Source organism: Streptomyces sp. CY-1 (assembly GCF_047218265.1).
Taxonomy (GTDB): domain Bacteria; phylum Actinomycetota; class Actinomycetes; order Streptomycetales; family Streptomycetaceae; genus Streptomyces; species Streptomyces niphimycinicus.
Genome location: NZ_CP178393.1, coordinates 9,051,387 through 9,075,403, shown reverse-complemented (window position 1 = coordinate 9,075,403; position 24,017 = coordinate 9,051,387). Strand labels below are relative to the sequence as shown.

Genomic DNA, 24,017 nt, shown 5'->3' with positions numbered 1-24,017 from the left:
TGGCTTGTCCCATGAGGGCCTCAGCCCTTCAGTCCGGAGGTCGCCGCGCCCTCGACCAGATAGCGCTGGAAGGCCAGGAAGAACAGCAGCACCGGCAGCAGGGCGACGAGCGACATGGCGACCATGCCTCCGTAGTCGGCGACGGAGTCCTGGTCGATGAAGAGCTTCAGACCCAGCGAGACCGTGTACTTGTCCGGTTCGTTGAGGTAGAGCAGGGGTCCGATGAAGTCGTTCCAGGACCAGATGAAGGTGAAGATCGCGCTGGTGATCAGGGCCGGGCGGCACAGCGGCAGCACGATGTTCCAGTAGATGCGCAGATGGCCACAGCCGTCCAGCCGGGCCGCCTCGTCCAGCTCCCGGGGCAGCCCGCGCATGAACTGCACCAGCAGGAAGACGAAGAAGGCGTCCGCCGCCAGGTACTTGCCGAGCAGCAGCGGCACATACGTGTTGATCAGGTCCAGCTTCTGGAACAGGATGTACTGCGGAATGATCAGCACCTGGAACGGCAGCAGCAGGGTGGAGATCATGAGCGTGAAGAGCGCGTCGCGCCCCGCGAAGCGGATCCTGGCGAAGGCGTAGGCCGCCAGCGAGCAGGAGAACAGCACACCGATCACCGAACCGCCCGCCATCAGCAGCGAGTTGGTGAAGAAGGTCGAGATCGGCACGTCCGCGATGCCATCGCCGAGCCGACGGTAGTTGTCGGTGATCGGATCGGTGGGCAGCAACTGGAGGCTGCCGATGATCTGGTCTCCGGGCTTGAACGAGCCGCCGATCACCCACACCACGGGGTAGAGGATCACCGCCAGCACGGCGAGCGCCCCCATATGCCAGATCACGGAGCGCGCCCTGCGCTGCCGCCCGACCGTCGCAGAAGCACTCACGGCGCCTCCCGCTCAGTCCCGGCGCGCTCCCCTGCGCGGGCTTCCTTCGTCACTGCTCGCTCCTTCGTCGCCGCGCGGCTCCTCAGTCCGGCCCGCGCGGCGCGCCGGGACACGCTCATCCGGCCTCCTCCTCGTAGTGCACCCAGCCGCGCTGGGTCCTGAACAGCACGGCGGTCACCAGGCCGATGCCGAGCATCAGCATCCAGGCCATCGCGGCGGCGTAGCCCATGCGCAGATTGCGGAAGCCCTGTTCGTAGAGGTACCAGCCGTAGACCAGCAGTGAGTCGCCCGGACCGCCGGTGTTGGTGCCCGACCCGGCGATCACCACCGCCGAGGTGAAGACCTGGAACGAGTGGATGAGTTCCAGCAGGAGGTTGAAGAAGAGCACCGGGGAGATCATCGGCAGGGTGATGGACCGGAATCGCCGCCAGCGTCCTGCGCCGTCCATCTCGGCGGCCTCGTACAGTTCGCCCGGCACCTGCTTCAGCCCGGCCAGGAAGATCACCATGGGCGCACCGAACTGCCAGACGGTCAGGGTGATGAGGGTGGGCAGCGCCCAGTCCGGGTCGCCGATCCAGCCGCCGACGTCCCATCCGAAGAGGCTCATCGACTTGTCGACGATCGCATCGTCGTTGAAGATCGCCCGCCAGACGATGCCGACGCTCACGCTGGCCCCGATGAGCGAGGGGGCGTAGAACGCCGAACGGTAGAAGCCCTGGCCCTTACGGGGCTTGACCAGCAGCAGCGCCACGGCGAGCGCCGCGGCCAGCTTCAGCGGGGTGCCGATCAGTACGTACTTCAGCGTCACCTGGACCGAAGTCCACCAGCGGTCGTCCTGGAAGAGGTCCTGGAAGTTCTTGAACCCGATCCACCGCGGCGAGTCGAAGAGGTTGTAGTCGGTGAACGCCAGATAGAGCGAGACGAGCATCGGGCCGAGGGTGAGCAGCAGGATCCCGATGCACCAGGGCGTCAGGAAGAGATAGCCCGCGAGGTTCTCCCGGCGGCCCCGGCACCGCCCCGCCGCGGGGGCGGGGCGGCGGCCGGGGGCGGCCATGGCCCGGGACTTGCCGGTGGGCGGCCGCGCTCCGTCCGTCGTACGCGTCGTGGTCGATGTCACGGAAGCTCTCCTCACGAGCCGAGCGCGGACTCGGCCTCGTCGAAGAACTGGTCGACGGCCTTGTCCATCGAGGTCTGCCCCAGCGCGACCTGGGTGTAGATCCTCAAGAAGGCGGCCTCGGCGACATCGGCACCGGCCGGATGCGGGGTGATCGGCTCCAGCTCGGCGCTCACGCTCTTCTCATACGCGGCGATCTTGGCGTCGACGCCCCGCGGCTGGTAGGCGTCGTACTGGGTGGTGGTCGCCGGGATGCCGCGGTTGTAGCCCATGACCTTGCCCACCTCGGGGTCATGGGTCATGAAGTCGATGAACTGGGCGACTTCCTCGGGGTGCTGGGTGCGGGCGGAGCCGCTGAGCATCAGCGAGGAGAGGTACTGGCCGGTCCGTTTGCCGTCCGTGGTCGGGATGGGCCCGAGGTCGAGGGGGGTCTTGGTCTCGGCGGCGAAGCGGACCAGGAAGTTGTCCCAGGTGAACTCGGAGGCCGACAGATCGGCGCTGATCGACGCCTTGGGCTTGGCCTGCTCGGCCTTCTTGGCCGGCACCAGCTCGTCGGCCTCGGCGTGCCGCTGCCACCGGCTCCACCACTTCGCGAGGTCGTCCTTGGTGAAGCCGAGCTTGCCGTCCTTGGTGAAGAACGCCTTGCCGTTCTGCCGCAGATACAGGTCGTAGAGGTACATCACATTGGCGTTGTCGCTGGCCCCGTAGCGCGTGTCATCGCTCTTGCGTACCTTCTTGGCGGCCGTGAAGAAGTCGTCCCAGGTCCATCCGTCCTCGACGGTCACTCCGGCCTTCTTGAACGCGTCCGGGTTGTAGAAGAGGGCGAAGGTATTGGCCCCGACCGGCACTCCGAGGAGCTTGCCGTCGATATCCCCGGCCTTCTCCAGCCCGTTACGAAATCCCTTCAGGCTGAGATTTCCGGCCTTGGCCTGACCATTCAGATCCAGGAGAAGGTTCTTGTCGCCGTATTTGCGCAGGAAGGCGTAGGAGTTCTGGAAGACGTCGGGGGCGTTTCCGCCCGCGGCCTGGGTGTTGAACTTGCTCCAGAAGTCGGTGTATTCCGAGAAGTCCGTCTTGACCTTGATGTTCGGATGTTTCTCCTCGAACAGCTTCACCGTTTTCTGGATCAGCTCGGCGCGGTCCTTGGCGCCCCACCAGGAGTAGCGGATGGTGACCTTGCCGCCCCCCGAGCCGCTCCCCCCGCCGCAGCCGGCGGCCAGCAGCCCCAGCGCGGCCACCACGGCCGCCGCCGCGCGGACCCCTCCCGCCCTCGCCGTCCATCGCCGAGCACCCATGACACGCCCCTCCACGGGCAGGCCGTCCGACCGCCCTCGTTGGTTGAAACGTTTTAGGCAAGCGCTTGCCGGGACAAGTTAGGGACCAGTGAGGCGTACGTCAACGGTTCGGACAGGATCGATCAGGATTGAGGCGAAGCGCTTCGACAACCTGCGCCGGACGGCATCGACGGCTTCCCGTCACCGGACACCTTCGGACAGCCGCCGACACCTTGGGGCATGCGAGAACGCCGAGGGCCCGGAAGGCTGATGCCTTCCGGGCCCTCGGTCCAGGGTGGGCGATACTGGGTTCGAACCAGTGACCTCTTCGGTGTGAACGAAGCGCTCTCCCACTGAGCTAATCGCCCTGGCGCACGGCCAACATTAGCGTATGCCGGACCGTGCTCATGACCAGTCCTACGACCCCGGACCGGTCACTGCTCGATCTTCCACGGCATCACGATGCCGAACTTCCACACGTAGACCGTCACCGCCGCGGCGCAGATCACCACCGCGATCGTGGTCAGTATGAGATTGCGCCGGCGCACCTTCGGATCCAGCGCGCGGTGCGCCGCCTCGGTGACCTTGCGCTTGGTCCAGGCCAGCACCAACTGGGCCCAGACGAACTCGGTCGCCCAGATCGCCATTCCGGCGAAGATCACCAGCCACCCCGGACCGGGCAGGGGCAGCAGAATGATGCCCAGGACCACGACCCCGAGGCCGACGATGAAGACGCCGACCTGCCAGCTCAGATGGAGCGGCCGCGACCGTTTGATGAACCGCGGCGCCCGGGAACCCCACACCGGCTCCCGCTTCGGCTCATCGCCCCCCGTCGCGGCCTGGGATGCCGTTTCGGCAGCCCCCCGCCGCCCGTCACTCTCCGCATTCATGTGACCCAACCTACCTGATCATTTGAAGTCACCGGAACGGCGGTAGTAGCCATGTCGGAGCTGGGCCGCAAGAGCTACCGGAAGCGCCGCAAAACGGTCAGAGGGGTTTACAACGGCACCGTAGGTGGCATGTCGATTTCGCCGACGTGCGAATCCCCGAGCGCACACTGAGCGAAAGGCCCTGGCGCTTATGAACACCACGGTCAGCTGCGAGCTGCACCTGCGCCTCGTTGTGTCGAGCGAATCCTCACTGCCTGTACCCGCGGGCCTGCGGTATGACACGGCCGACCCTTACGCCGTGCACGCCACCTTCCACACCGGAGCCGAAGAGACGGTCGAATGGGTGTTTGCCCGCGATCTTCTCGCCGAGGGCCTGCACCGGCCCACCGGCACCGGCGACGTCCGTGTGTGGCCGTCCCGCAGCCACGGCCAGGGAGTCGTCTGCATCGCCCTGAGCTCCCCGGAGGGGGAGGCACTGCTCGAAGCCCCGGCGCGGGCCCTGGAGTCGTTCCTGAAGCGAACCGACGCCGCGGTGCCACCCGGTACCGAACACCGTCATTTCGACCTCGACACAGAGCTCTCCCACATCCTGGCGGAGAGCTGAGACCCGGCAAGAGCTGAGCGCTCGGCCGTCCGACTCGGGGAGACGGCGCAAGCCTGGGCGCGATCCACGCGACATGCGCAACCTTTCAGTACCGACCATCCCGACCATGGCAACCCGACAACGGCAGAGGCAGGCGACGGTGCCGTCGCCGCGGCATCCCCCGCGGCGGCGGCACCGTCGCGTGCCCGCGCGGCACCGTCGCGTGCCCGCCCGGGCCGTCCGGTGACCGCCCGGGGCCCGGCAGGACTAGAGTCGGGCAGATCGAGGGCCGCCCAGGGGCAGCCGCCGACCCAGCCGGCCAGGGAGCCAATCGTGCTGATCAACCACGACACCCGGTGCGCGCTCGACGCGGTCGTCGATCTGGTGAACACCGCGCCCGAGGGTGCGGACCGGGACGACCTCGCCGATGTCGCCGCCCTGCGCCGGTTCGTCGAGCGCAACGACATCAGCGACATCGGCACGCTCGGGGAGCGGGACCTGACCGCCGTCCGGGCCGTACGGGACCGGTTCGCCGAGGTCTTCTCGGCGGCTGGGAACGAGGCCGCCACCCGCCGCTCCGCCGAGCTGCTCAACGCGATGATCGCCGCGGCCGGCACCACGCCCCGGCTCACCGACCACGACGGCTTCGACTGGCATGTGCACTACTTCGCGCCCGGGGCCTCGCTCGCCGACCACCTGGCCGCCGACTGCGGCATGGCGCTGGCGTTCATCGTGGTGGCGGGCGAGCGGGAGCGGCTGCGCCGCTGTGAGGCCCCGGACTGCCGCCACGCCTTCGTGGACCTGTCCCGCAACCGCTCCCGGCGCTACTGCGACAGCCGTACGTGCGGGAACCGGCTGCATGTCGCCGCGTACCGGGCCCGGCGCCGCGAGGCCGCGAGCTGACCGCCCGCGCCCGGCGGTCGGCGGCCGGGCGGAAAGGAGCCAACGGGCGGTGGGGGAACAGGCGGGGTGCCGCCTCACCACCGGTGGAGGTCGTGAAGGGCGGTCACGAAGAGCAGGGTGCCGATGAACGCCAGGAACAGCATCAGCGGCGGCTGAGAGAGGGCGAAGAGACAGCCACGGGTCTCGTCGCTCGGCGGAACAGGGGGTCCTTCGATGGGGGATTGCTCCCCGGGCGGTGATTGCAGCATCTCGCGGAGATCATGACCCAGCCCTCACCCCGCCTGCGACCGGTGATCGTTTTTTGATCGGTCGCTTGTCAGATCCCGTGCTTTTTGAGTATGGCCTCGATGTCGGAGAAGTCATCTGTGCCAGAGCTCGTTCCGCCCTTGGCTTTCGGCCGCTCCGCCGCCTTCGTCCCGGCGGCTCCTCGGCCGGACCCCAGCGCGGGCTCCGAGGCCCTCGCGGACACCCCGGCGCGCTCGGCCGCGGCCGCCGCCCTGCGCTCCTTACGGGTGCCGCCGGAGCGACGCTCGACCGCCCGCGTGATCATGAACAGCGCCCAGGAGAGGCCCAGCAGGCCGAAGCCCAGCCAGATGCTCGGCTTGAAGACCAGGTCGGTCAGCCAGTCCAGGATGCCGGTCATGGCCAGGCCCAGCGGGACCAGGGCGTAGGCGGCGATCCGGGTCGCGGCCAGGAACCGCTTGCGGTAGGCGGTCAGCCCGGCGATGCCCAGACCGGCCGCGGACAGCGCGGCACAAATGGTGTCGGTCAGCATCGTTCCTCCCGCGACTTGCACTCCGTTATGTCCATCCTGCACCCCGTAAGGCGGCGGGGGCCATGGCCCAGGCCCGGGATCAGGGACATCTCCGGGTACGGAGCGGGGACCAGGGGCTGGAAGACTGGCCCCATGAGCCACACCGACCCCTCCCCTCGCCCCGTGCTCGACGTCTGGTGCGAGCTGGAGTGCCCCGACTGCCGTACCGCCCTGGGCGATCTGCGCGCGCTGCGCGACCGCTTCCAGGACGCCCTGGACATCCGGCTGCGCCACTTCCCGCTGGAGCGCCACCGGCACGCCCACGCGGCGGCCCAGGCGGCCGAGGAGGCCATCGCGCAGGGGCGCGGCTGGCCGTATGTCGAGGCCGTCCTGGAGCGCACCGAGGAGCTGGGCACCCGCGGTGAGCCGCTGCTGGTGGAGGTGGCCCGGGAACTGGGGCTGGACGCCGAGGAGATGGACACCGCGCTGGTCGACGGCCGGCACATCCTGATCGTGGACGCGGACCAGGCCGAGGGCAAGGCGATCGGGGTCACCGGCACCCCCACGTATGTGATCGGCGGCGAGCGGCTCGACGGCGGCAAGAGCCAGGAGGGGCTGCGGGAGCGCGTCGAGGAGATCGCCGCCCGCCTCATCGCCGAGCGGCCGTAAGGCCCCCGGCAGAGCCCCGTAAGGCCGTTGGAGCAGACCGTAAGAGGCCGGCCCTCAGAGCAGCGGCTTGTAGAGCTGGTACTCGGTCGGCTCGTAGCCCAGCGACTCGTACAGCCGCAGCGCCGGGGTGTTGCCGCCGAAGACATACAGGCCCAGGCTGCGCGCCCCGTGTGCCAGGCTCGCGCGCTCCGCGCCCAGCATCAGGGTGCGGCCGTGTCCGCGGCCCCGGTGCTCCTCGGCGATCTCGACGGCGTAGACGTACGCCTCCCCGCTCTCGGCGGCGTCGGGCTCCCCCTCGCGCAGCGCGACCCAGAGGGTGCCCACGTCCGTACCGCCGTGGGCGAGGACGCGCAGCAGGACCCCGGGGGTGTCCGGGCCCTGCGGCAGCAGCGTCGCGTAGTCGCTGTCCGCCTTGGTCTCGGCCTGCTGCCGGGTGACTCCGCGCTCCAGCAGGTCGGCGATGTATCCGGCTCGCTGGTGGACGCGCCACGCCGGGTATTCGGCCTCCGTCATGGGGCGTATCGCGCTGTCCCCGGGCAGCTCGGGCGGCTCCGTGAGCCGCTTGACCATGTTGCGGCCGCGCTCGAGGTAGCCGAGCGCGGCCGCGAGCCCGAGGGCGGTCGTGGCCGGTGCGGGGACGCTCACCACGAGCTGGGTGCAGCCCCAGCCGCGCAGCACCTCCTCGGCGGCGAGCGCGGCGACCGTGCCGCGGCCCCGGTGCCGCTCGCCCTCGTCGATATGGAGCCGCTCGATGCGCCCGGCCGCCGGGCCCAGGCGGGCGTCGGTGGTGAGCTGGAGGGAGCCGACGGGGCGGCTGTTGACGCATATCTCGTACGAGCGGGCACGCCCGCCGCCGTCGGTGTGCTGTTCGGTCGCGATGGGCCGCAGAGTGGTGGTCACGAGGGTGTTCTACCGGTCCGCCGGGCCGACGTCACCCGGTTTCCGCCCGGATCCGCCGCTACCGGCCGGTCAGGGGTCGATGTCCGCGGCGGCCCGCTCGGTGAAGATCCGCAGGGCCTCGGCGGTGACCGGGCCGGGGGCGCCGGGCAGGGTGCGGGTGTCCACCCGGTGCACGCCCTGCACGTCGCGGGTGGTGGAGGTCAGGAAGACCTCCTCGGCCCGGCGCAGCGCCTCCATCGGCAGATCGGTCTCCTTGGCGCCCACCCACTCCAGCACCAGGGCGCGGGTGATCCCGGCGAGGCAGCCGGAGGCGAGCGGCGGGGTGTGCAGCTCGCCGTCGAGGACCACGAAGACATTGGTGCCGGTGCCCTCGCAGAGCGCGCCGACCGTGTTGCCGAAGAGGGCCTCGGTGGCGTCCTGCTCGCGGGCGCGGGCCAGCGCGACCACGTTCTCGCCGTACGAGGTGGTCTTCAGGCCGGTGAGCGCCCCGCGCTCGTTGCGTGCCCAGGGAACGGTGATCACGGCCGTGGCGTCGGGCCGGCGGGACGCCTCGGCCAGCGCGACCACCAGTGTGGGTCCGGCCGTGCCGCGGTCGGAGCCGAGCGGCGAGAGCCCGCCGGTGTAGGTGATCCTGAGCCGTCCGAACGGCACGGGGTGGGCCCCCAGCACCTCCTCGCAGCCCCGCCGCACCTCGTCCAGGTCCGGCTCGGGAAGCCCCAGGCCCGCGGCGGAGCGGGCCAGCCGCCGCAGATGGCGGGTGAGGGCGAACGGCCGTCCCTCGGTGGCCTTGACGGTCTCGAAGACACCGTCGCCGACCGTGAGCCCATGGTCGAAGACGGACACCCTGGCGCTGTCCGCGTCGCAGAGGGATCCATCGAGCCAGATGGCCGGTTTCATCGCGTCGCCCTTCCCGTCGGCTGCTGTACGCCCGACGCTACCGCGAGCAGCCGGGCGGCCTTGAGTTCCGTTTCGTCCCATTCGCGCTCCGGGTCGGAGCCCCAGGTGATGCCCGCCCCGGTGCCGAACCGCAGCACGGCCCCGGCCGGGCCGCGGTCGATCCAGAAGGTCCGTATCCCGACCGCCAGCTCACCGGTGCCGCGGTCGGCGTCGACCCAGCCGATGCCGCCGCAGTACGGGCCGCGGGGCGCGGTCTCCAGCTCCTCGATGACGCGCAGCGCGCTGGACTTGGGCGCACCGGTGACCGATCCGGGCGGGAAGGTGGCCGCGAGCACTTCCGGCCAGCCGGTGCCGGGGGCGAGTTCGCCGCGCACCGTGGAGACGAGGTGGACCAGGCCCGGATGCGGTTCGACCGCGCACAGGGCCGGGACGGTCACCGAGCCGGTGGCGCAGACCCGGCCCAGGTCGTTGCGGACCAGGTCCACGATCATCACGTTCTCGGCGTGGTCCTTCTCCAGCAGGTCTTCGGGGCCGCGGCCGGTGCCCTTGATGGGGCCGGACTCCACGGTGCGCCCAGAGCGCCGCAGAAACAGCTCGGGCGAGGCCGTCGCGACCTCCACCCCGTGGGACGGCAGCCTTACGGTGCCCGCGTACGGAGCGGGGTTTCCCAGGGCCAGCAGCGCGGTCAGCGCGTCCACATCGGCCCCGGCCGGATCGGGCAGCGGCGCGGTCAGCACCCGGCAGAGATTGGCCTGGTAGACCTCGCCGGCCGCGATGCGCCGCCGGATGTCGCGCACCCCGGCGGTGTAGGCGGCCCGGTCCAGCGACGAGGTCCACTCCTCGGCCGCGGGGCCGCGCCAGCCACCGGGCGCGGGGGGCGGCACGGGCTCGGTCCTTACGTCCCCGAAGCGGGCACAGACCAGACGGCCCTCGAAGTCCGCGACAACGGCCCAGAAACCCTGGGTGTCCAGGGCCGATGGATCACTGGTCACATCGCGTAGATCGGTGGCGAGCAGGCCGCCGAAGCGGGCGAGCGGGGGCAGATCGTGCACGGTTGCGAGTCTATGGTGCCCAGGTCAGGGCGGCCTCGGGAGGGCGCGAGGCGCCCGAGCAGGGCAGCACGCTGCGGAAACGGAATTTGAGCTGGCCGTGGAATCCGCTAGAGTTCAACACGTCGCCGGGACGCGGAAGCGCCCCGGACAAACGACACCTGCGGACGTGGCTCAGTTGGTAGAGCATCACCTTGCCAAGGTGAGGGTCGCGAGTTCGAATCTCGTCGTCCGCTCGGAGTGGGGGTTTCGACCTCCACGGTTGGTGGAGTGGCCGAGAGGCGAGGCAACGGCCTGCAAAGCCGTCTACACGGGTTCAAATCCCGTCTCCACCTCGGACGATTAGCTCAGCGGGAGAGCGCTTCCCTGACACGGAAGAGGTCACTGGTTCAATCCCAGTATCGTCCACTCGGATCTTTGCGGATCCACTTGGGATCCTCGCGGATCCACCTGCGCGATTAGCTCAGCGGGAGAGCGCTTCCCTGACACGGAAGAGGTCACTGGTTCAATCCCAGTATCGCGCACGCAGTCCTGCGGACGATTAGCTCAGCGGGAGAGCGCTTCCCTGACACGGAAGAGGTCACTGGTTCAATCCCAGTATCGTCCACACAGATCGGCGGAGGGCCGGAGCGAGAGCTCCGGCCCTCTGACGTTTCTCAGCTCTCAGTCCTCAGGACGAGAAGAGCATGTGCCCGAAGCCCCGCTTGTGGTGGCCGTGGTGACCACCGTGACCACCGTGGTGGCCGCCGTGCTGCGGCGCGCCCCACGCGGGCGCGGGCGCGGCCGGGTACCCCTGCGGGCCGGGCGCGGCGGGCGGCATCTGCTGGGTCCACTGCGCCTCAAGGCTGGTCAGCGCCTCCAGCTCCCCGTAGTCCAGGAAGATCCCCCGGCAGCCACTGCACTGCTCTATCTGGACGCCATTGCGGTTATACGTGTGCATCGGCGCATGGCACTTGGGACACTGCATGGTCCGCTCAACTCCTCATGCTTCGGACAACAACGTGCCGGAACATCCGTCCGGCCGCGTGGCCTTCACCCTACGGCCTCCATGTACCTGGCGATGCGGACAGCCGCCTCCACCATCGCCTCCTCTGCCTCGTCCAACGCCCGTCCGGCGGCCGCCGCTTTGGCGAGCGCGAGCGCGGCGGTCTGCACGGTGAGGGCGCGGGCGGGCACGTCCAGCCGCGGCCAGGGGTCGCCCTGCCCCGCGGCGGAACCGCCCGCCGCCCGGTACGCCCCCAGAAACCGGTCCCAGTCCTCGGGGGCGAGCAGCCCGGCGGCGTACCAGGCGGCGGGCCGCGCGAGGTCCCAGGCCGGGTCGCCGAGGCCGAGGTCGTCGATGTCGATGAGCCGCCAGTCGGTGGCGCGGTGGCGGATGAGCTGACCGAGGTGGAGATCGCCATGGCAGAGGCTGTTGGCGTCTTGGCGGTCGGCGCGATCCCGGCGGCCCCCGTGATCCCCACGGTCCCCGCGGTTCGTGCGGTCCAGGTCCGCGCGGTCCGTGTGGTGCAGGTCCGCGCGGTCGGTGCGGTCGGTGCGGTCCGTGCGGTCCACTCCCCGTGCCCAGCCCGGCAGTCCGGCCCAGGCGCGCAGCACGGCCCGGATGGCCGTGCCGTCGGGGAGCTCCGCCGCCCGCAGCCGGGCGATGGCGCGGGCCGCCTTGACCGGGCCGCGCATCGCCGGGAGGGGGCCGGGCAGTTCGGCGACCGGCACGGCGTGCAGCCGGGCCAGCAGCTTCCCCGCCTCGACCCACGGGGCGGCCTCCGGTGCGTCGGGAGCCACGGGTTCGCCGTACGGCCAGAGGGTGACCCGGCGGCCGTCGGGCAGCGCGGCCATGCCGTCGTCGACCGGCGGCAGCAGTATCTCCGCGCACCGGGGGTGGGCCGCGACCCCGAGCCGGACGGCCAGCTCGGCCGGATCCGTGCCGGGCGGGTGCGCCTTGGCGACGACATGGCCGCACCGCACGACGGTGGCGTCGGGCCGGTCGGCCAGGACGGTCACCTCGGCGGCGGCGTCCCCCCGGCCCCGGCGAAGGGCGGCGACGAGCTGTGCCGCGGTTTGGCTCACGGCTCCCCCATGTCATCGGCTGCCCCGGGATCGTAGCCCCTGCCGGGCGGGGTGCCGGTGCTCCGCCCCTCCTGATGTCGGGCGCTCACCCGAGTGCGGGCCGTGGGCGTATGGGGCGTCACGCTCCAAGGTTACAGAGTTTGGATTCTGTAACCTCAACCCGGTACGGTCCGGCGCCATGGACGCATCGCAGACGGGAACGAGCAACTCAGAGGAACTGCCGAGCAATTGGGGCCGGTGGGGTGAGGACGACCAGCTCGGCACGCTCAACCTCATCACCGCGGAGGCCCGCGCCAGGGGCGCCGCGGAGGCCCGCACCGGGCGGACGGTGTCACTCGCGATTCCGATCCGGCCGACGCCACTCATCAGCGGCCCCTTCGCGCCGTCCACCCAAGACGCCTCGCCCGTTCAGCAGATGATGGTGTACGTCGGTTCTCCGGCGCCCGCGATGGCGGACGTGATGCTGGTGACCAATCACCACCCGCGCTCGACGCACCTCGACGCGCTGGGGCACGCGGTCCGCGACGGGCAGGTCTATCCGGGGCGACCCGTGGACGAGGCCGTGACACCGGCCGGTGCCCGGCACGGCTCCACGACGGCGTTCGCCGCCGGGCTCGCCACCCGGGGGATCCTGCTCGACCTGGCGGCCGACGGCCCGTTGCCCAGTGGCCACGCGGTCACCGCGCGGGACCTCGAGGCGGCCGAGGAACGCCAGGGCGTACGACTGGAGTCCGGGGACGCCCTGGTGGTGCGCTGCGGATGGCCCATGACACCCGACCCCGAGCGGCCGATGCCGGGGATGAGCCTGGACGCGGTGCGCTGGATGCACCGGCGCGGCGTGTCGCTCTACGCGGGCGACATCGGCGACGCGCACCCGGACCTGGACCCCGCCTGCCCCTTGCCGCTGCACCGGGTCGCCCTGCCGATGATGGGCCTGCCCCTGATCGACGCCGCCGAGGTGGACGAGCTCGCCGCCGTCTGCGCGGAGCTGGGCCGCTATGCTTTCCTGCTCACCGTGGCGCCGCCGCGTATCCACGGGCTGACCGGGGTGCCCGTCAACCCGCTCGCACTCTTCTGACCAGCCACTACTTCTGACGAGGCACGGGGAGGAACTGGCAGTGAGGGAGCAGCCGGTGCCCGCCGCCGGGGCCGGGAGCCGCGCGGTGCGGTGCGTACGGAACGGCGAGCGCTGATGCGTACGGGCCCCCTCGACGCCGAGACCATCCTGACGGCCACCGAAGACGTGCTGCGCCGCCATGGACCGGCGAAGGCCACGGTGCTGGACGTGGCGCGGGCGCTGGGAGTCAGCCACGCCAGCGTCTACCGCCACTTCCCGTCCAAGGCGGCGCTGCGCGAAGCCGTCACCCGGCGCTGGCTGGGCCGGGCGCGCGAGCCCCTCGCGGCGGTCGCGGCCGACGCCCGGCAGGCTCCGCCCGAGCGGCTGCGCACCTGGTTCACCACGCTGTTCGCCGCCAAGCGGAAGCTGTTGTCCGAGGACCCGGAGCTCTTCGCCACCTACCGGGTCCTGGCGGCCGAGCACAGCAGCGCGGCCGCCGACCATATGACCGGCCTGATCGAGCAACTGCGCGCCATCATCGCCGACGGCGTCACCAGCGGCGACTTCACTTCCCCCGACCCCACCGCGACGGCCCGGACCGTCCTCGACGCCACCATGGCCTACCACCACCCGGCGCACGCCCCCGAGTGGCGGTCCCCGGGCGCCGAGGCCGCCTTGGAGTCCATCTGCACGCTGCTCATCAACGGCCTGCGCCCGCGCTGACGCCGCGCGTGCAAGGACGGGCCGTGCGGTGGGTGGCCGTAGGACGAGTCAGTCCGTGCCGTCCGCACCGCCGAGCTTCTCGACGATGGTCTCGTCCGGGCCGACGGAACGCCCGTCGCTGGAGCGGATCTCCAGCGGGTTCAGCGGGTGCCCGTTCCGGCGGTCGAGGAGCCGAGAATGCTCCTCCCCCGGACCGAAGCAGTGCGTCTCGCCCCACTGGCGCAGCGCCACGACGACCGGGAAGAGCGCGCGGCCCTTTTCCGTGAGCACGTATTCCTGGTAGCGGCTGCCGTCGGAGGCGGGCACGGCTTCCATCACTCCGGTCCGCTCCAGCGTGCGCAGCCGGCTGCTGAGGATGTTCTTGGCGATGCCCAGGCTTCGCTGAAACTCGCCGAAGCGGCGACTGCCGTCGAACGCGTCGCGCACGATCAGCAGGGACCACCAGTCGCCGATGGCGTCGATCGACCGGGCAACGGGACACGGTTCGGCGTCGAATCGCGTACGGGCGACCATCGCGTTTCCTCCTCGCAATACATCTGGCTGCAACTCGCCTGGTTGCAACATGCTACCTCCTGGCCTAAGGTCCGGATGGTGGCAACTTGCAACCATCGATGAGGGGGCGCCATATGCCGAGCGACTGCTCGACGGCCGACGGCCGGACGGCCGTGAACACCGCACTCGCTCCGTCCGGGCCGCCATCCGCGCGCCTGATCCTGCTCTTCGCCATCGCCTGCGGCAGCGCGGTGGCCAACGTCTACTTCGCCCAGCCCCTGCTGGTCACGCTCGGCGAGCAGTTCGCGCTCGGCCCCGGCCTGCTCGGCGCCATCGTCGCGATCACCCAACTCGGATACGCCGCAGGTCTGTTTCTGCTCGTCCCGCTCGGCGACCTCGTCGACAGGCGCAGGCTGATCACACTCCAGCTCGGCCTGCTCGCCGCCGCGCTGCTGATCGCGGGTCTGGCACCCGGGACCGCCGCACTGCTCACCGCCCTCGCGGCGGTCGGTGCGCTCGCCGTCGTCGCCCAGACCATGGTCGCCGCAGCGGCCCACCTCACCGCTCCCGCCTTTCGGGGGCGAGTCGTCGGAGCGGTCACCAGCGGGGTGATCACCGGCATTCTGCTGGCCCGCACCGTGGCAGGCGTCGTGGCCGACCTGGCCGGATGGCGCGCCGTCTACCTCCTCGCGGCCGTGGTGACCGCGACGCTCGCCATCCTCCTGCGCCTCGCCCTGCCGACCGGCCTGCCGCCGACGGCCACCATGCCGTACCGCCGTCTCCTGGCATCGACCGTCATCCTGTTCGCCCGCCACCCTCTGCTCCGGGTCCGCGGCATGCTGGCGCTGCTGGTCTTCGCGTCCTTCAGCACGCTGTGGAGCAGCGTCGTCCAGCCGCTCAGCAGTCCCCCCTGGTCACTGACGCACACCGCGATCGGCGCGTTCGGGCTCGCCGGAGTGGCCGGAGCCGCGGCCGCGGGAGCCGCCGGCCGATGGAACGACCGCGGTTTCGCCCAGCGCACCACCGGTATCGCACTCGTCCTGCTCACCGCGTCGTGGCTCCCCCTGGTCTTCACCCGGCAGTCGCTCTGGGCCCTGGCCATCGGAGCGGTCCTCCTGGACTTCGCCGTCCAGGCCGTGCACGTCACCAGCCAGTCCCTCATCTACGCCGCCCAACCGGACGCGGGAAGCAGAATCATCGGCGGCTACATGGTCTTCTACTCGGCCGGCAGCGCCCTCGGCGCCATCGGCTCCTCCACGGCGTACGCGGCGGCCGGATGGCCGGCGGTGTCCGCCCTGGGAGCGGCATTCAGCGGCGCAGCCCTGCTGCTTTGGGCGACGACCCGGCGCCTGGGGCCGGTGGCGTGACGTCCTGAACCCACCGCGGCCAAGCGCCACGTGCGCTGTCGCGCACAAGCTCCAAACACTGCTTCTCACGGCCCTGTGATCGAACTGAACCCTCGTTGTGCCCTGCCGTCCGTAGCCTCGCTGGTCACCCTGTACGGCCTCATGCTGTCCGCATGGCAGCTCGCCACCAGGTGGCAACACAACGCACCAGGGCAGGAAAACGCCTGCCTCACGAGAGCGAGGGCCGACCGAGCGCACCCCGGAGCCGACCAGGGGTACCGTCTGAGTGTGGCGTTCAGAACGGAGTTCAGTATGCCCGAAGAGACTGACATCGGCTCCAGCCTCCGCAAGGTCCGCAAGCGGCGCGGGTTGACGCAGCGGGGGCTGGCCGACGTATCAGACGTATCGCTCTCGCTGATCCGGAAGCTGGAGCAGGGCGAGATCACCGACACCCGGATGGAGACTGCCCACAAACTCGCCTCCGCGCTGCGCGTCCCCACCAGCTACCTCCTGGAGCGGGACGACGAGGAGTCCGCGACCGAGGGCAAGCCCTGGCGTCCGCTGGGGCAGGCAGTCCAAGTCGCGACGGTCCGCATGAGCCAGGCCCCCACGGTCGAGGGCGTGCGCGCGATGCTCCCCGAGGTGCGTTCCGCCTACTTTGACAACCGACTCGCTGAGTTGACCGGACTCCTGACCCCGCTCCTGGCGGATGCTGACGCGCTCGGCGACTCGGCCGAGGCCCGGGACGTACGCTCCCACCTGCTACAGATCGCCGGATCGGTGCTGACCCAGGTCCGCCAATTCGGCGCAGCGGAGACCGCACTGCGCCGCGCCCTCGATGACGCGCCGGACCGGCTGCGGGCGTCGGGGATCATCGCTACCTGGAGCTGGCTTCTCGTCCGGCAGGGCAGGTTGGCCGCGTCCCGGGAGCTGGCCACGAAGTGGGCGGACGACGTCGAGCCGAAGATGTCCAGGGCGACACCGGAGGAACTCGCCGCTTTCGGCTGGCTGCTCATGCAGGCGAGCGCCGCAGCTCTGCGTGACAACCGGCGAGGGGAGGCGGCCGACACGATGCGCCTCGCCCAGTCGGTCTCCGTGCTACTGGGGCGCGAGCTACCCCGAGGTAGTGAGCGCCTCACTACATGGGGCCCAACCACTGTGCGGTACAAGGCATGCGAGCGGCACATCGTGCTGGATGAGCCGGACAAGGTACTGCGCGCGGTGAAGCCGAAGCGGTCCGGACGAGCTGCGGCCGGGAAGCCCGGCGGGCAGGCGGTGAGCACCGAGTACCACCGGCACCGGCTCGACGTCGCGAAGGCCCACACCATGATGCGGCAGTACCCGGAGGCTGTGGACATGCTGACCAGCGTGCACGCCGAGGCGCCGGAGTGGCTGGCCAGCCAGCGGTACGCACGCGACATTCTCGGCGATGTGGTCGAGAAGCGGCGGACGTTGACGCCGGAGATGCGAACGCTCGCAGACGCGGTCAGCCTGCCGCTGTAACGCTCGTTGGCACTTCCCTCGGCAGCCCGAGGGAAGTGCCATTGAGTGACGCGAGTCACCACACTTAGCGTGACGACACGGATACAAATCGGCCACGAGGGGCCGTGTCGTGATCGCAGACCCACAGCCAGCCCTGCCCTGGCTGCCGCCACCCGCCGGGGACGTCGAGGCATTACCCGCAGGTAGATGGTGGGACGCCGTTCGCGCGGCCCCCACTGTCGGAGAACGCGTCCTAAAGATACTCGGCGACGAGACCGGCGCCGTCATCCAGGACAAGCACTTCCCCTTGTACTGGCTCGTGAAGGTGGGCTCCGCCAAAAGCTGGCACCTGCGGCAAGTCCGGGTCCTCACCCAATGGGCCAACGAGAGCAACTACCTTGGTGTGCCCCCCCCGTCTCCCGGACGAAGGGCCCTAGCACCCACTGGCGCGTGCCGCTCGACCGTTCCCACTATCTGACGGACGCCCCGAAATTGTGGAGGGCGCTGGCCGAGGCCGACCGCGCCGAGCTCGGACCCGTCCCACAAGGCCGCCAGACCTGCTATCGCTGTGAACTCCCTACCGACGAGCCAGTCATCGTCGATGTTCAGCACGGCGGCAGCGGCGCCGGGCGCACCGTCTACGCCTGCCCCCGGCACGCCCGGACCTACCGGCGTGACGTGGTCGCGGAAGCCGCCGCCAGGCGCCGCGCCCTCGACCGGGGCAGGACCCGATGACGGCCGCCGAGACCGCCGCCCCCTTCGCCGGTGAGCCATGGCGCGCGGCCATCGAGCACGCCGCAGGCTGCCTGGCCTGCCGGACACCCGGCGCCGTCTGCCCGGAGGGCGAGCGGCTGCTGCGCGCCCACGAGGAGGCTGCACGGCAGGTCCGATCAGGAGATGGCGCATGAGTCGCCGTCAGCATCCCTCTGCCAAGTGGCCAGCGCTGTCCGTCTTCCGCACCGCATGCCCAGGTCTGCTGCTCAGCGCGATCCCCGCGCCACCCTCCCCGGCACCCTGTGGTCGGCGCAGCCAGGCACCGCCGCCGACCGCAGGGCAGGGAGTCCGCCCCGCGGTGCACCACCCCAGGCGACCGCAGGGCCAGGGTCGCGCCCGCCTCATCATGGAGGCACATACATGAGCACATCTGTCATTTCCGGTATCCAGTCGATTGAGCTGGAGATCACCGGCACCTGCCAACTCCGGTGTACCCACTGCTGCACCAACAGCAGCCCGCAGGCACCCGCCGGGCACATGACCCGCGACGACTGGTCACGCGTCATCGCGGACGTGGCCGAGCTGGGCATCCCCATGGTGCAGTTCATCGGCGGTGAGCCGACCCTCTCACCGCACCTCCCGCAGTTCATCGAGGAAGCCCTCGATGTCGGCCTCGGTGTCGAGGTGCATTCGAATCTCACCCACGTACGGCCGTCCCTCTGGGACTCGTTCAGCCGTAAGGGCGTCTGCCTCGCCACGTCCTACTACAGCGACGACCGGGCCCAGCACGAGCAGATCACCCGCACGCGCGGAAGCCTCGACCGCACCAGGGCGAACATCGCCGAAGCGGTCCGCCGCGGTATCCCCATGCGCGCCGGCATCGTCGAAGTGATCGAGGCGCAGCGCGTCGAGCAGGCCAAAGCGGAGCTGCACCGGCTCGGCATCAAGGAAATGCGGGTCGACCGCATGCGCAAGATCGGCCGCGCGGCCGCGCCGGACGCGGGCACGCCGACCGCCGCCGAGCTGTGCGGACACTGCTTCCGGCACCGCGTATCCGTCTCCCCCGACGGAGCCGTGTCCGGCTGCATCCTCAGCCGCTTCATGGTCGCCGGCAACGTCCGCGAACAGCGCCTCGCCGAGATCCTGCACAGCGACCGATGGGCCGAGATGATTGCGGCCGTGCCCGAGCCGCGCGCCGACGCGTGTACCCCGGACGATTCGAACGACTGCGATCCCGCCCGTACGCCCGCCTGCAACCCGAAGCACTTCGCGCCCGCCCCGCCGCCCTCTCTTGGAGTCCACGCGTGAACTGGACCACGTGCGCCGCCGCTCTGGCCGACGTCTCAACACACCGGCACTCCCGATGGGCGCCGGCCGTCGCCGCCACGCCACGGCACCTGTTCATCCCCCCGATGGTGGAAGCGCGGTGCCGACGGCTGGGAGCTGCGTGACGGTCCCACCGATCCGGACCGCTGGCTTGAAGCGGCATACCGCGACACCTCACTCGTCACCCGTGTCGGCCCCTTACACGCCGACTACGCCACGGCGGCCGACCGGCCGTACGGTCGGCCGACGTCCTCGGCCACCCTGCCGAGCCTGGTCGTGGGCATGTTCCAGCATGCCCATATCGGCGATGGCGACCGGCTGCTCGATGTGGGCACGGGAAGCGGGTACGGGGCCGCCCTCGCTGCCCGTCGGCTGAGCGACGAGCAGGTGACGAGTGTCGACGTCGACGGCTACCTGACCGAGGCCGCCCGTAAGCGGATGAGCGAGGCTGGGGTCGCTCCCACGCTCGACACGATCGACGCGACCAGGGACTTGCCGTACGAGCCCGCGCGCTTTGACCGGATCGTCGCCACCGTGTCCGTACGCACGATCCCCGAAAGCTGGCTCCGGGCGCTCCGCCCCGGCGGTCGGCTGGTGACCACGATCGCCGGTACTTCCCTCCTCGTCACGGCCGAGAAGGACGAGGACGGGGGCGCGACCGGGCGCGTCGAGTGGGAGCGGGCAGGGTTCATGCACGCTCGCCACGGCGACGACTACCCGCCCGGTGCGGCCGTTCGCCTCGCCAAGGCCGCGGAGCTGGACGGCGATGAAGTGACTCGCGGTCCGTATCCCGTCCTCGACGTGGCGAACGCGTGGGACCTCGCTTCCATGCTGGACATCACCGTGCCCGGTATCGAGCACGAGTACCGGGAGGACGGCGAGCGGCGCGTCGCGCTGATGGCGCACGCCGATGGGTCGTGGGCACGTGCGACAGCGGCCGGTGACGAGCGGCGCCGTGCACCAGGGCGGCCCCCGTCGGCTGTGGGACGCCCTCGACAAGGTCCGCGACCACTGGCTCAGCAACGGCGAGCTGCCGGTACGAGGGGCCCGGGTGGACATCACACCCGACGGTCGTACGTTCCTCGGCCGCGGAAGGTGGTCTGCCGAGCTGAGCTGAGCTGACTTATCACAGCGGGAACGGCGGCCCGGGCGCACCGTCTCCGGCTGAGGGCCCCCTTTGCGGCGGGCCGCGTCGGTTCCGAACGCGCCTGGACGGCGCGATGCCCGGACAGCTCCCCAGCTGTCCGGGCATTCGTGCCGTCCGCCGCACCCCCGTCCCCACGGGGTTAATGGCCGGAAGTCCCCGGCCCGGGCCGCTCTCCCGGGCCTGGGGCGCTCAGCGCCCCAGCATTCCCGCCACGGACGACGCTTGTGTGACGACGGCTTCCCAGCCGCCGAAGGTGATGGTCAGGAGGATGGCCATCGGCAGCACCATCGCCGCCGCGACCAGAGGGTGGCGGGTGCCGGTCTGCGGGCCGCCGAAGGCGTCGGCCGCCGCGCTCACGGACCTGCGACGACGTGTGTGGATGACTGTGCGTCCAGCCGTGTCCGCCATCGTCCCTCCTCCGTCACATCTGGGGGCGGCGAGCGTCTGACCTCGGGGGACGAGTGCTGCGCCCGCCGCTTGACCACAACATTAGGCGCGCACCCCGGTCCTCGGCGTCATGCCTTCGTACCGATTGCCGGGCCTCCCGGAGGATGACCCCGGGAGGCGTCGACTACTCCCCTGGGTGGAGATGCGCCCTCACGCCTTGGGGTCTTCCCGGAGGGGTCCGGGGAATCGATCCTTCCGGAGCCCTTCCGGAGCCCATGGAGTGTGCCCCTCCGAGCGCGTGCGTGCTCTACTCACCGTCTCCCTCCTCGCCCCGCGGCACCGGCTGCTCCACCAGTGCCAGGACGCGGTTGGCCATGAAGCGGGCCGTCCGCACCACGGACCCATTACGGGTGACTTCGCTCACTTCCACCACCCCCCGCCGGACCGCTGTCTCGACCCTCCGGCCCGCCCTGCTGGCCACCACTTCATATGTCCGCGTCGTGTCCCCCGCGTCCACGACTATCTCCACACGATCACCCTTCACGGTCTCAATCCCCCTTCTGAGACGGCCTTTTGAGATCACGCAGCACGGAGCCGAGCGTGGATTGCCACGATTCCGGCCCACTTCTCCAGGATCCCAGGCACCACTGACAATCCATCGGCCGACGCATGCGCGGCCTCTCAGCGCGCGGGGCCGTCAATCCGTAAGCTGTGCACGTCAGACGGACAGCGACGGACAACAGCGGCGGACTGACGGCAGATCAGCGGCAAACGGCAAGCAGACGGCAGCGGATGGGGCTCCCCACCAGGGGTTAAGGGAGGGGCTCCCCACCGGAGGTAGGGGACGGACATGGCGATGATGCGGCTCCGGCGCGAGGACCCGCGTGTCGTCGGTTCCTTCCGGCTGCACCGGCGGCTCGGCGCGGGCGGCATGGGGGTGGTCTACCTCGGCTCCGACCGGCGCGGGCAGCGGGTGGCCCTGAAGGTGATCCGGCCGGATCTCGCCGAGGACCGGGAGTTCCGGTCGCGGTTCGCCCGGGAGGTCTCCGCCGCGCGGCGGATCCGCGGCGGCTGTACGGCCCGGCTGGTGGCCGCCGATCTGGAGGCCGACCGCCCCTGGTTCGCCACTCAGTACGTACCGGGCCCCTCCCTGCACGACAAGGTGAACGAGGAGGGCCCGCTGCCCGCCGCCCAGGTCGCGTCGATCGGGTCGGCGCTGGCGGAGGGGCTGTTGGCGGTGCATGAGGCGGGGGTCGTCCACCGTGACCTCAAGCCCTCGAACATCCTGCTCTCCCCCAAGGGCCCGCGCATCATCGACTTCGGCATCGCCTGGGCGACCGGGGCCAGCACCCTCACCCACGTCGGCACGGCGGTCGGCTCGCCCGGCTTCCTCGCGCCCGAGCAGGTGCGGGGCGCGGCGGTGACCCCGGCGACCGACGTCTTCGCGCTGGGCGCGACGCTCGCGTACGCCTCGACGGCGGACTCACCGTTCGGGCACGGCAGTTCCGAGGTGATGCTGTACCGGGTGGTGCACGAGGAGCCGCAGTTGCTGGGCGTCCCCGACGCCCTGGCGCCGCTGCTCCACGCCTGTCTGGCGAAGGATCCGGAGGACCGGCCGAGCACTCTGCAACTGTCGCTGCGGCTGAAGGAGATCGCGGCGCGCGAGGCGCATGGGCACGGGCACGGCACCGGCCACGGCACCGGGCATGGGCACGGCACCGGGGGCTACGGCGGCGGGCCGGGCCGGGCCCCGGCGCGGCGCCCCGAGGCATACGCCGACCAGCACACGGAGCGGCGTCCGGGCAGTACGCCGGCGCCGCGGAACGGGTCCCCGTCCTCGCGGCCGGGAGCCAGTACGGGCGGGGCCTCGGGCCGCCCCACGGGGCGGAACACCCCCGCGCGTCCGGCGCAGGCGCAGCGCCGGGGTCCGCGGCCGCCCGCGCGTACGGACCGCTCGGGGCGCCCGGTCAACACCGTTCGCACCTCGCCGGGCGGGCGCCGCCCCAGCGGGCCGAACCGCCGGTTGCTGCGGCAGCGGCTGACCGTGTTCGTCGTGGTGACGCTGCTGGTGGCGCTGGGGATCGCGGCGGCGCAGGGCTGTCAGGGTCCGGCCAACGGCCTGGGCGCGCCGCCCAGGCCGACGGGGTCGGGGGCAGTCTCGTCGGTGGCACCAGACTCGGTGGCGGCCGACTCGACGGCAGTCGAGCCGGACGGGCGCCAGGGCGCGTCCGACGGATCGTGACGCCTGCGGCGGGCTGCTCCCCTCCCCGCCCCTTCCCACGCAGCGTCGATTTGCGGCTCCGCCGCGTGGGGGCTCCGCCCCAGACCCCGCTCCTCAAACGCCGGAGGGGCTGAAAGGCGAGGCTCTGCCCCAGACCCCGCTCCTCAAGCGCCGGAGGGGCTGGAAGGCGGGGCTTCGCCCCAGGCCCCGGGATCCAGGGGCGAAGCCCCTGCCACGCGCCGGACCCCGTAGCGGTCAGAGCCCCGGCCTGCCCGAGGTGACCGCGTAGAAGGCGACCGCCGCCGCCGCGCCCACGTTGAGCGAGTCCACACCGTGGGCCATCGGGATCCGCACCCACTCGTCCGCGGCCATCAGCGCCTGGGTGGAGAGCCCGTCGCCCTCCGCGCCCAGCATCAGCGCGACCCGCTCCAGGCGGTGCGGGGCCGCGTCGTCGATGGTGGTGGCCTTCTCGTCGGGGGTCAGGGCGAGGATCTTGAACCCGGCGTCCCGGACCGCCTCCAGCCCGCGCGGCCAGCTCTCCAGGCGGGCGTACGGCACGGAGAAGACGGCGCCCATGGAGACCTTGACCGAGCGCCGGTAGAGGGGGTCGGCGCAGTCCGGGGAGAGGAGTACGGCGTCCATGCCGAGGGCCGCCGCGCTGCGGAAGATGGCACCGGTGTTGGTGTGGTCGTTGACGGACTCCATGATGACGACGCGCCGCGCGTTCCGAAGGACCGACTCCGCGTCCGGCAGCGGCTTGCGCTGCATGGAGGCGAGGGCGCCGCGGTGGACGTGGTAGCCCGTGACACGCTCGGCCAGTTCGGGGCTGACGGCGTAGACGGGGGCGGGGACGTCCTCGATGACGTCCCGCATCACATCGACCCACTTGGACGACAGCAGCATCGAGCGCATCTCGTAGCCGGCGAGGCGGGCGCGCCGGATCACCTTCTCGCCTTCCGCGATGAACAGGCCCTCGGCCGGTTCCCGCTTGCGTCGCAGCTCCACATCGGTCAGACCCGTGTAGTCGCGCAGCCGCGGGTCGTCCGGATCATCGACGGTGATGAGATCAGCCACTTAAGTGATACTGCCTTGTCCTGGATGCGGTGCCAATGAGCCCGACGTGAATAAGTTACCGGCGGTT

At 70.9% G+C, this 24,017-nt stretch carries 27 protein-coding genes and 6 tRNA genes; 17 read left to right on the top strand and 16 right to left on the bottom strand.

What is annotated here, in order from left to right; translation table 11 throughout:
* Positions 1–20: 20 nt before the first annotated feature.
* The 5 genes from ACK1X7_RS39025 to ACK1X7_RS39005 form a co-directional block, all read right to left on the bottom strand.
* A complete protein-coding gene (locus ACK1X7_RS39025; protein ID WP_385157132.1) occupies positions 21–824 on the bottom strand; it encodes a carbohydrate ABC transporter permease in 804 nt (267 codons plus the stop codon).
* A gap of 172 nt (positions 825–996) precedes the next feature.
* Positions 997–1,998: a carbohydrate ABC transporter permease gene (locus tag ACK1X7_RS39020; RefSeq protein WP_413116384.1), complete on the bottom strand. Its 1,002-nt coding sequence runs from the start codon at positions 1,996–1,998 to the stop codon at positions 997–999.
* Between the two features lie 11 nt (positions 1,999–2,009).
* Positions 2,010–3,290, bottom strand: coding sequence for an ABC transporter substrate-binding protein (locus ACK1X7_RS39015; RefSeq protein ID WP_413116383.1), 1,281 nt, complete (start codon positions 3,288–3,290; stop codon positions 2,010–2,012).
* A gap of 275 nt (positions 3,291–3,565) precedes the next feature.
* A tRNA-Val gene (locus ACK1X7_RS39010) sits at positions 3,566–3,637 on the bottom strand.
* 66 nt (positions 3,638–3,703) lie between these two features.
* Positions 3,704–4,159 carry a TIGR02611 family protein gene (locus ACK1X7_RS39005; protein ID WP_385156422.1) on the bottom strand — a complete coding sequence of 152 codons (456 nt, stop codon included), beginning with the start codon at positions 4,157–4,159 and terminating at the stop codon, positions 3,704–3,706.
* Positions 4,160–4,349: 190 nt separating this feature from the next.
* On the opposite strand from ACK1X7_RS39005, the gene ACK1X7_RS39000 reads away from it, so the two are divergent.
* The gene (locus ACK1X7_RS39000) at positions 4,350–4,763 is read left to right on the top strand and encodes an SsgA family sporulation/cell division regulator (protein WP_003959770.1); all 414 of its coding nucleotides are present in this window, start codon (positions 4,350–4,352) and stop codon (positions 4,761–4,763) included.
* 312 nt (positions 4,764–5,075) lie between these two features.
* Complete coding sequence (locus tag ACK1X7_RS38995) at positions 5,076–5,645, top strand: CGNR zinc finger domain-containing protein (protein WP_382961840.1); 570 nt, start codon at positions 5,076–5,078, stop codon at positions 5,643–5,645.
* Positions 5,646–5,719: 74 nt separating this feature from the next.
* Here ACK1X7_RS38995 and ACK1X7_RS38990 read toward each other — a convergent pair whose 3' ends face one another.
* Together ACK1X7_RS38990 and ACK1X7_RS38985 are read right to left on the bottom strand one after the other, a co-directional pair.
* Positions 5,720–5,893, bottom strand: coding sequence for a hypothetical protein (locus ACK1X7_RS38990; protein WP_216346387.1), 174 nt, complete (start codon positions 5,891–5,893; stop codon positions 5,720–5,722).
* Positions 5,894–5,961: 68 nt separating this feature from the next.
* Entirely contained in the window at positions 5,962–6,420 is a 459-nt protein-coding gene (locus ACK1X7_RS38985) for a hypothetical protein (RefSeq protein WP_361513378.1), read from the bottom strand.
* Positions 6,421–6,552: 132 nt separating this feature from the next.
* Between ACK1X7_RS38985 and ACK1X7_RS38980 the strand changes: the two genes are divergently transcribed.
* On the top strand, positions 6,553–7,068 hold the full coding sequence (locus ACK1X7_RS38980) for a DsbA family protein (protein WP_216346389.1): 516 nt from the start codon (positions 6,553–6,555) through the stop codon (positions 7,066–7,068).
* A gap of 54 nt (positions 7,069–7,122) precedes the next feature.
* Here the strand turns inward: ACK1X7_RS38980 and ACK1X7_RS38975 are convergent, their stop codons facing one another.
* From ACK1X7_RS38975 to ACK1X7_RS38965, 3 genes are all read right to left on the bottom strand, one after another.
* The gene (locus ACK1X7_RS38975) at positions 7,123–7,968 is read right to left on the bottom strand and encodes a GNAT family N-acetyltransferase (RefSeq protein WP_385156418.1); all 846 of its coding nucleotides are present in this window, start codon (positions 7,966–7,968) and stop codon (positions 7,123–7,125) included.
* Positions 7,969–8,037: 69 nt separating this feature from the next.
* A complete protein-coding gene (locus ACK1X7_RS38970) occupies positions 8,038–8,865 on the bottom strand; it encodes an aminotransferase class IV (protein ID WP_382961833.1) in 828 nt (275 codons plus the stop codon).
* Entirely contained in the window at positions 8,862–9,917 is a 1,056-nt protein-coding gene (locus ACK1X7_RS38965) for a chorismate-binding protein (RefSeq protein ID WP_390795342.1), read from the bottom strand. The genes ACK1X7_RS38970 and ACK1X7_RS38965 overlap by 4 nt, the downstream gene beginning before the upstream one ends.
* A gap of 160 nt (positions 9,918–10,077) precedes the next feature.
* Between ACK1X7_RS38965 and ACK1X7_RS38960 the strand changes: the two genes are divergently transcribed.
* The 5 genes from ACK1X7_RS38960 to ACK1X7_RS38940 all read left to right on the top strand — a co-directional run bounded on the left by ACK1X7_RS38960 (position 10,078) and on the right by ACK1X7_RS38940 (position 10,521).
* Positions 10,078–10,150 (top strand) — tRNA-Gly (locus tag ACK1X7_RS38960).
* Positions 10,151–10,178: 28 nt separating this feature from the next.
* Positions 10,179–10,249: transfer RNA gene (locus ACK1X7_RS38955), tRNA-Cys, on the top strand.
* A gap of 1 nt (position 10,250) precedes the next feature.
* Positions 10,251–10,322 (top strand) — tRNA-Val (locus tag ACK1X7_RS38950).
* A 44-nt stretch (positions 10,323–10,366) separates the two neighbouring features.
* Positions 10,367–10,438, top strand: a tRNA-Val gene (locus ACK1X7_RS38945).
* An 11-nt stretch (positions 10,439–10,449) separates the two neighbouring features.
* Positions 10,450–10,521: transfer RNA gene (locus tag ACK1X7_RS38940), tRNA-Val, on the top strand.
* Positions 10,522–10,584: 63 nt separating this feature from the next.
* On the opposite strand, the gene ACK1X7_RS38935 is transcribed toward ACK1X7_RS38940, so the two are convergent.
* On the bottom strand, positions 10,585–10,881 hold the full coding sequence (locus tag ACK1X7_RS38935; protein WP_361509529.1) for a zf-TFIIB domain-containing protein: 297 nt from the start codon (positions 10,879–10,881) through the stop codon (positions 10,585–10,587).
* Between the two features lie 65 nt (positions 10,882–10,946).
* On the bottom strand, positions 10,947–11,981 hold the full coding sequence (locus ACK1X7_RS38930; RefSeq protein ID WP_413116382.1) for a phosphotransferase family protein: 1,035 nt from the start codon (positions 11,979–11,981) through the stop codon (positions 10,947–10,949).
* 178 nt (positions 11,982–12,159) lie between these two features.
* Between ACK1X7_RS38930 and ACK1X7_RS38925 the strand changes: the two genes are divergently transcribed.
* The gene (locus ACK1X7_RS38925; RefSeq protein ID WP_413116381.1) at positions 12,160–13,059 is read left to right on the top strand and encodes a cyclase family protein; all 900 of its coding nucleotides are present in this window, start codon (positions 12,160–12,162) and stop codon (positions 13,057–13,059) included.
* Between the two features lie 114 nt (positions 13,060–13,173).
* Positions 13,174–13,761: a TetR family transcriptional regulator gene (locus ACK1X7_RS38920; RefSeq protein WP_385154549.1), complete on the top strand. Its 588-nt coding sequence runs from the start codon at positions 13,174–13,176 to the stop codon at positions 13,759–13,761.
* A gap of 48 nt (positions 13,762–13,809) precedes the next feature.
* On the opposite strand, the gene ACK1X7_RS38915 is transcribed toward ACK1X7_RS38920, so the two are convergent.
* Positions 13,810–14,274 carry a winged helix-turn-helix transcriptional regulator gene (locus ACK1X7_RS38915; RefSeq protein WP_385154546.1) on the bottom strand — a complete coding sequence of 155 codons (465 nt, stop codon included), beginning with the start codon at positions 14,272–14,274 and terminating at the stop codon, positions 13,810–13,812.
* A gap of 113 nt (positions 14,275–14,387) precedes the next feature.
* On the opposite strand from ACK1X7_RS38915, the gene ACK1X7_RS38910 reads away from it, so the two are divergent.
* The 6 genes from ACK1X7_RS38910 to ACK1X7_RS38885 all read left to right on the top strand — a co-directional run bounded on the left by ACK1X7_RS38910 (position 14,388) and on the right by ACK1X7_RS38885 (position 20,243).
* On the top strand, positions 14,388–15,620 hold the full coding sequence (locus tag ACK1X7_RS38910) for an MFS transporter (protein ID WP_413116380.1): 1,233 nt from the start codon (positions 14,388–14,390) through the stop codon (positions 15,618–15,620).
* A gap of 291 nt (positions 15,621–15,911) precedes the next feature.
* On the top strand, positions 15,912–17,102 hold the full coding sequence (locus ACK1X7_RS38905) for a helix-turn-helix domain-containing protein (protein ID WP_413116379.1): 1,191 nt from the start codon (positions 15,912–15,914) through the stop codon (positions 17,100–17,102).
* A gap of 429 nt (positions 17,103–17,531) precedes the next feature.
* Positions 17,532–17,816: a hypothetical protein gene (locus tag ACK1X7_RS38900; RefSeq protein ID WP_385154537.1), complete on the top strand. Its 285-nt coding sequence runs from the start codon at positions 17,532–17,534 to the stop codon at positions 17,814–17,816.
* A complete protein-coding gene (locus ACK1X7_RS38895) occupies positions 17,813–17,989 on the top strand; it encodes a hypothetical protein (protein ID WP_385154534.1) in 177 nt (58 codons plus the stop codon). The genes ACK1X7_RS38900 and ACK1X7_RS38895 overlap by 4 nt, the downstream gene beginning before the upstream one ends.
* Positions 17,990–18,215: 226 nt before the next feature.
* Positions 18,216–19,103, top strand: a complete 888-nt coding sequence (locus ACK1X7_RS38890; RefSeq protein WP_413116378.1) for a radical SAM protein — start codon at positions 18,216–18,218, stop codon at positions 19,101–19,103.
* Between the two features lie 300 nt (positions 19,104–19,403).
* Entirely contained in the window at positions 19,404–20,243 is an 840-nt protein-coding gene (locus tag ACK1X7_RS38885) for a protein-L-isoaspartate O-methyltransferase family protein (RefSeq protein ID WP_413116377.1), read from the top strand.
* Between the two features lie 214 nt (positions 20,244–20,457).
* On the opposite strand, the gene ACK1X7_RS38880 is transcribed toward ACK1X7_RS38885, so the two are convergent.
* Positions 20,458–20,676 (bottom strand): hypothetical protein, encoded by a 219-nt coding sequence (locus ACK1X7_RS38880; RefSeq protein WP_385154526.1) that lies wholly within the window; start codon positions 20,674–20,676, stop codon positions 20,458–20,460.
* Positions 20,677–20,962: 286 nt separating this feature from the next.
* Complete coding sequence (locus tag ACK1X7_RS38875; protein WP_078639914.1) at positions 20,963–21,199, bottom strand: hypothetical protein; 237 nt, start codon at positions 21,197–21,199, stop codon at positions 20,963–20,965.
* Between the two features lie 306 nt (positions 21,200–21,505).
* On the opposite strand from ACK1X7_RS38875, the gene ACK1X7_RS38870 reads away from it, so the two are divergent.
* Complete coding sequence (locus ACK1X7_RS38870; RefSeq protein WP_385154523.1) at positions 21,506–22,897, top strand: serine/threonine-protein kinase; 1,392 nt, start codon at positions 21,506–21,508, stop codon at positions 22,895–22,897.
* Positions 22,898–23,131: 234 nt separating this feature from the next.
* On the opposite strand, the gene ACK1X7_RS38865 is transcribed toward ACK1X7_RS38870, so the two are convergent.
* Complete coding sequence (locus ACK1X7_RS38865; protein ID WP_216348140.1) at positions 23,132–23,950, bottom strand: TrmH family RNA methyltransferase; 819 nt, start codon at positions 23,948–23,950, stop codon at positions 23,132–23,134.
* Positions 23,951–24,017: the final 67 nt, after the last annotated feature.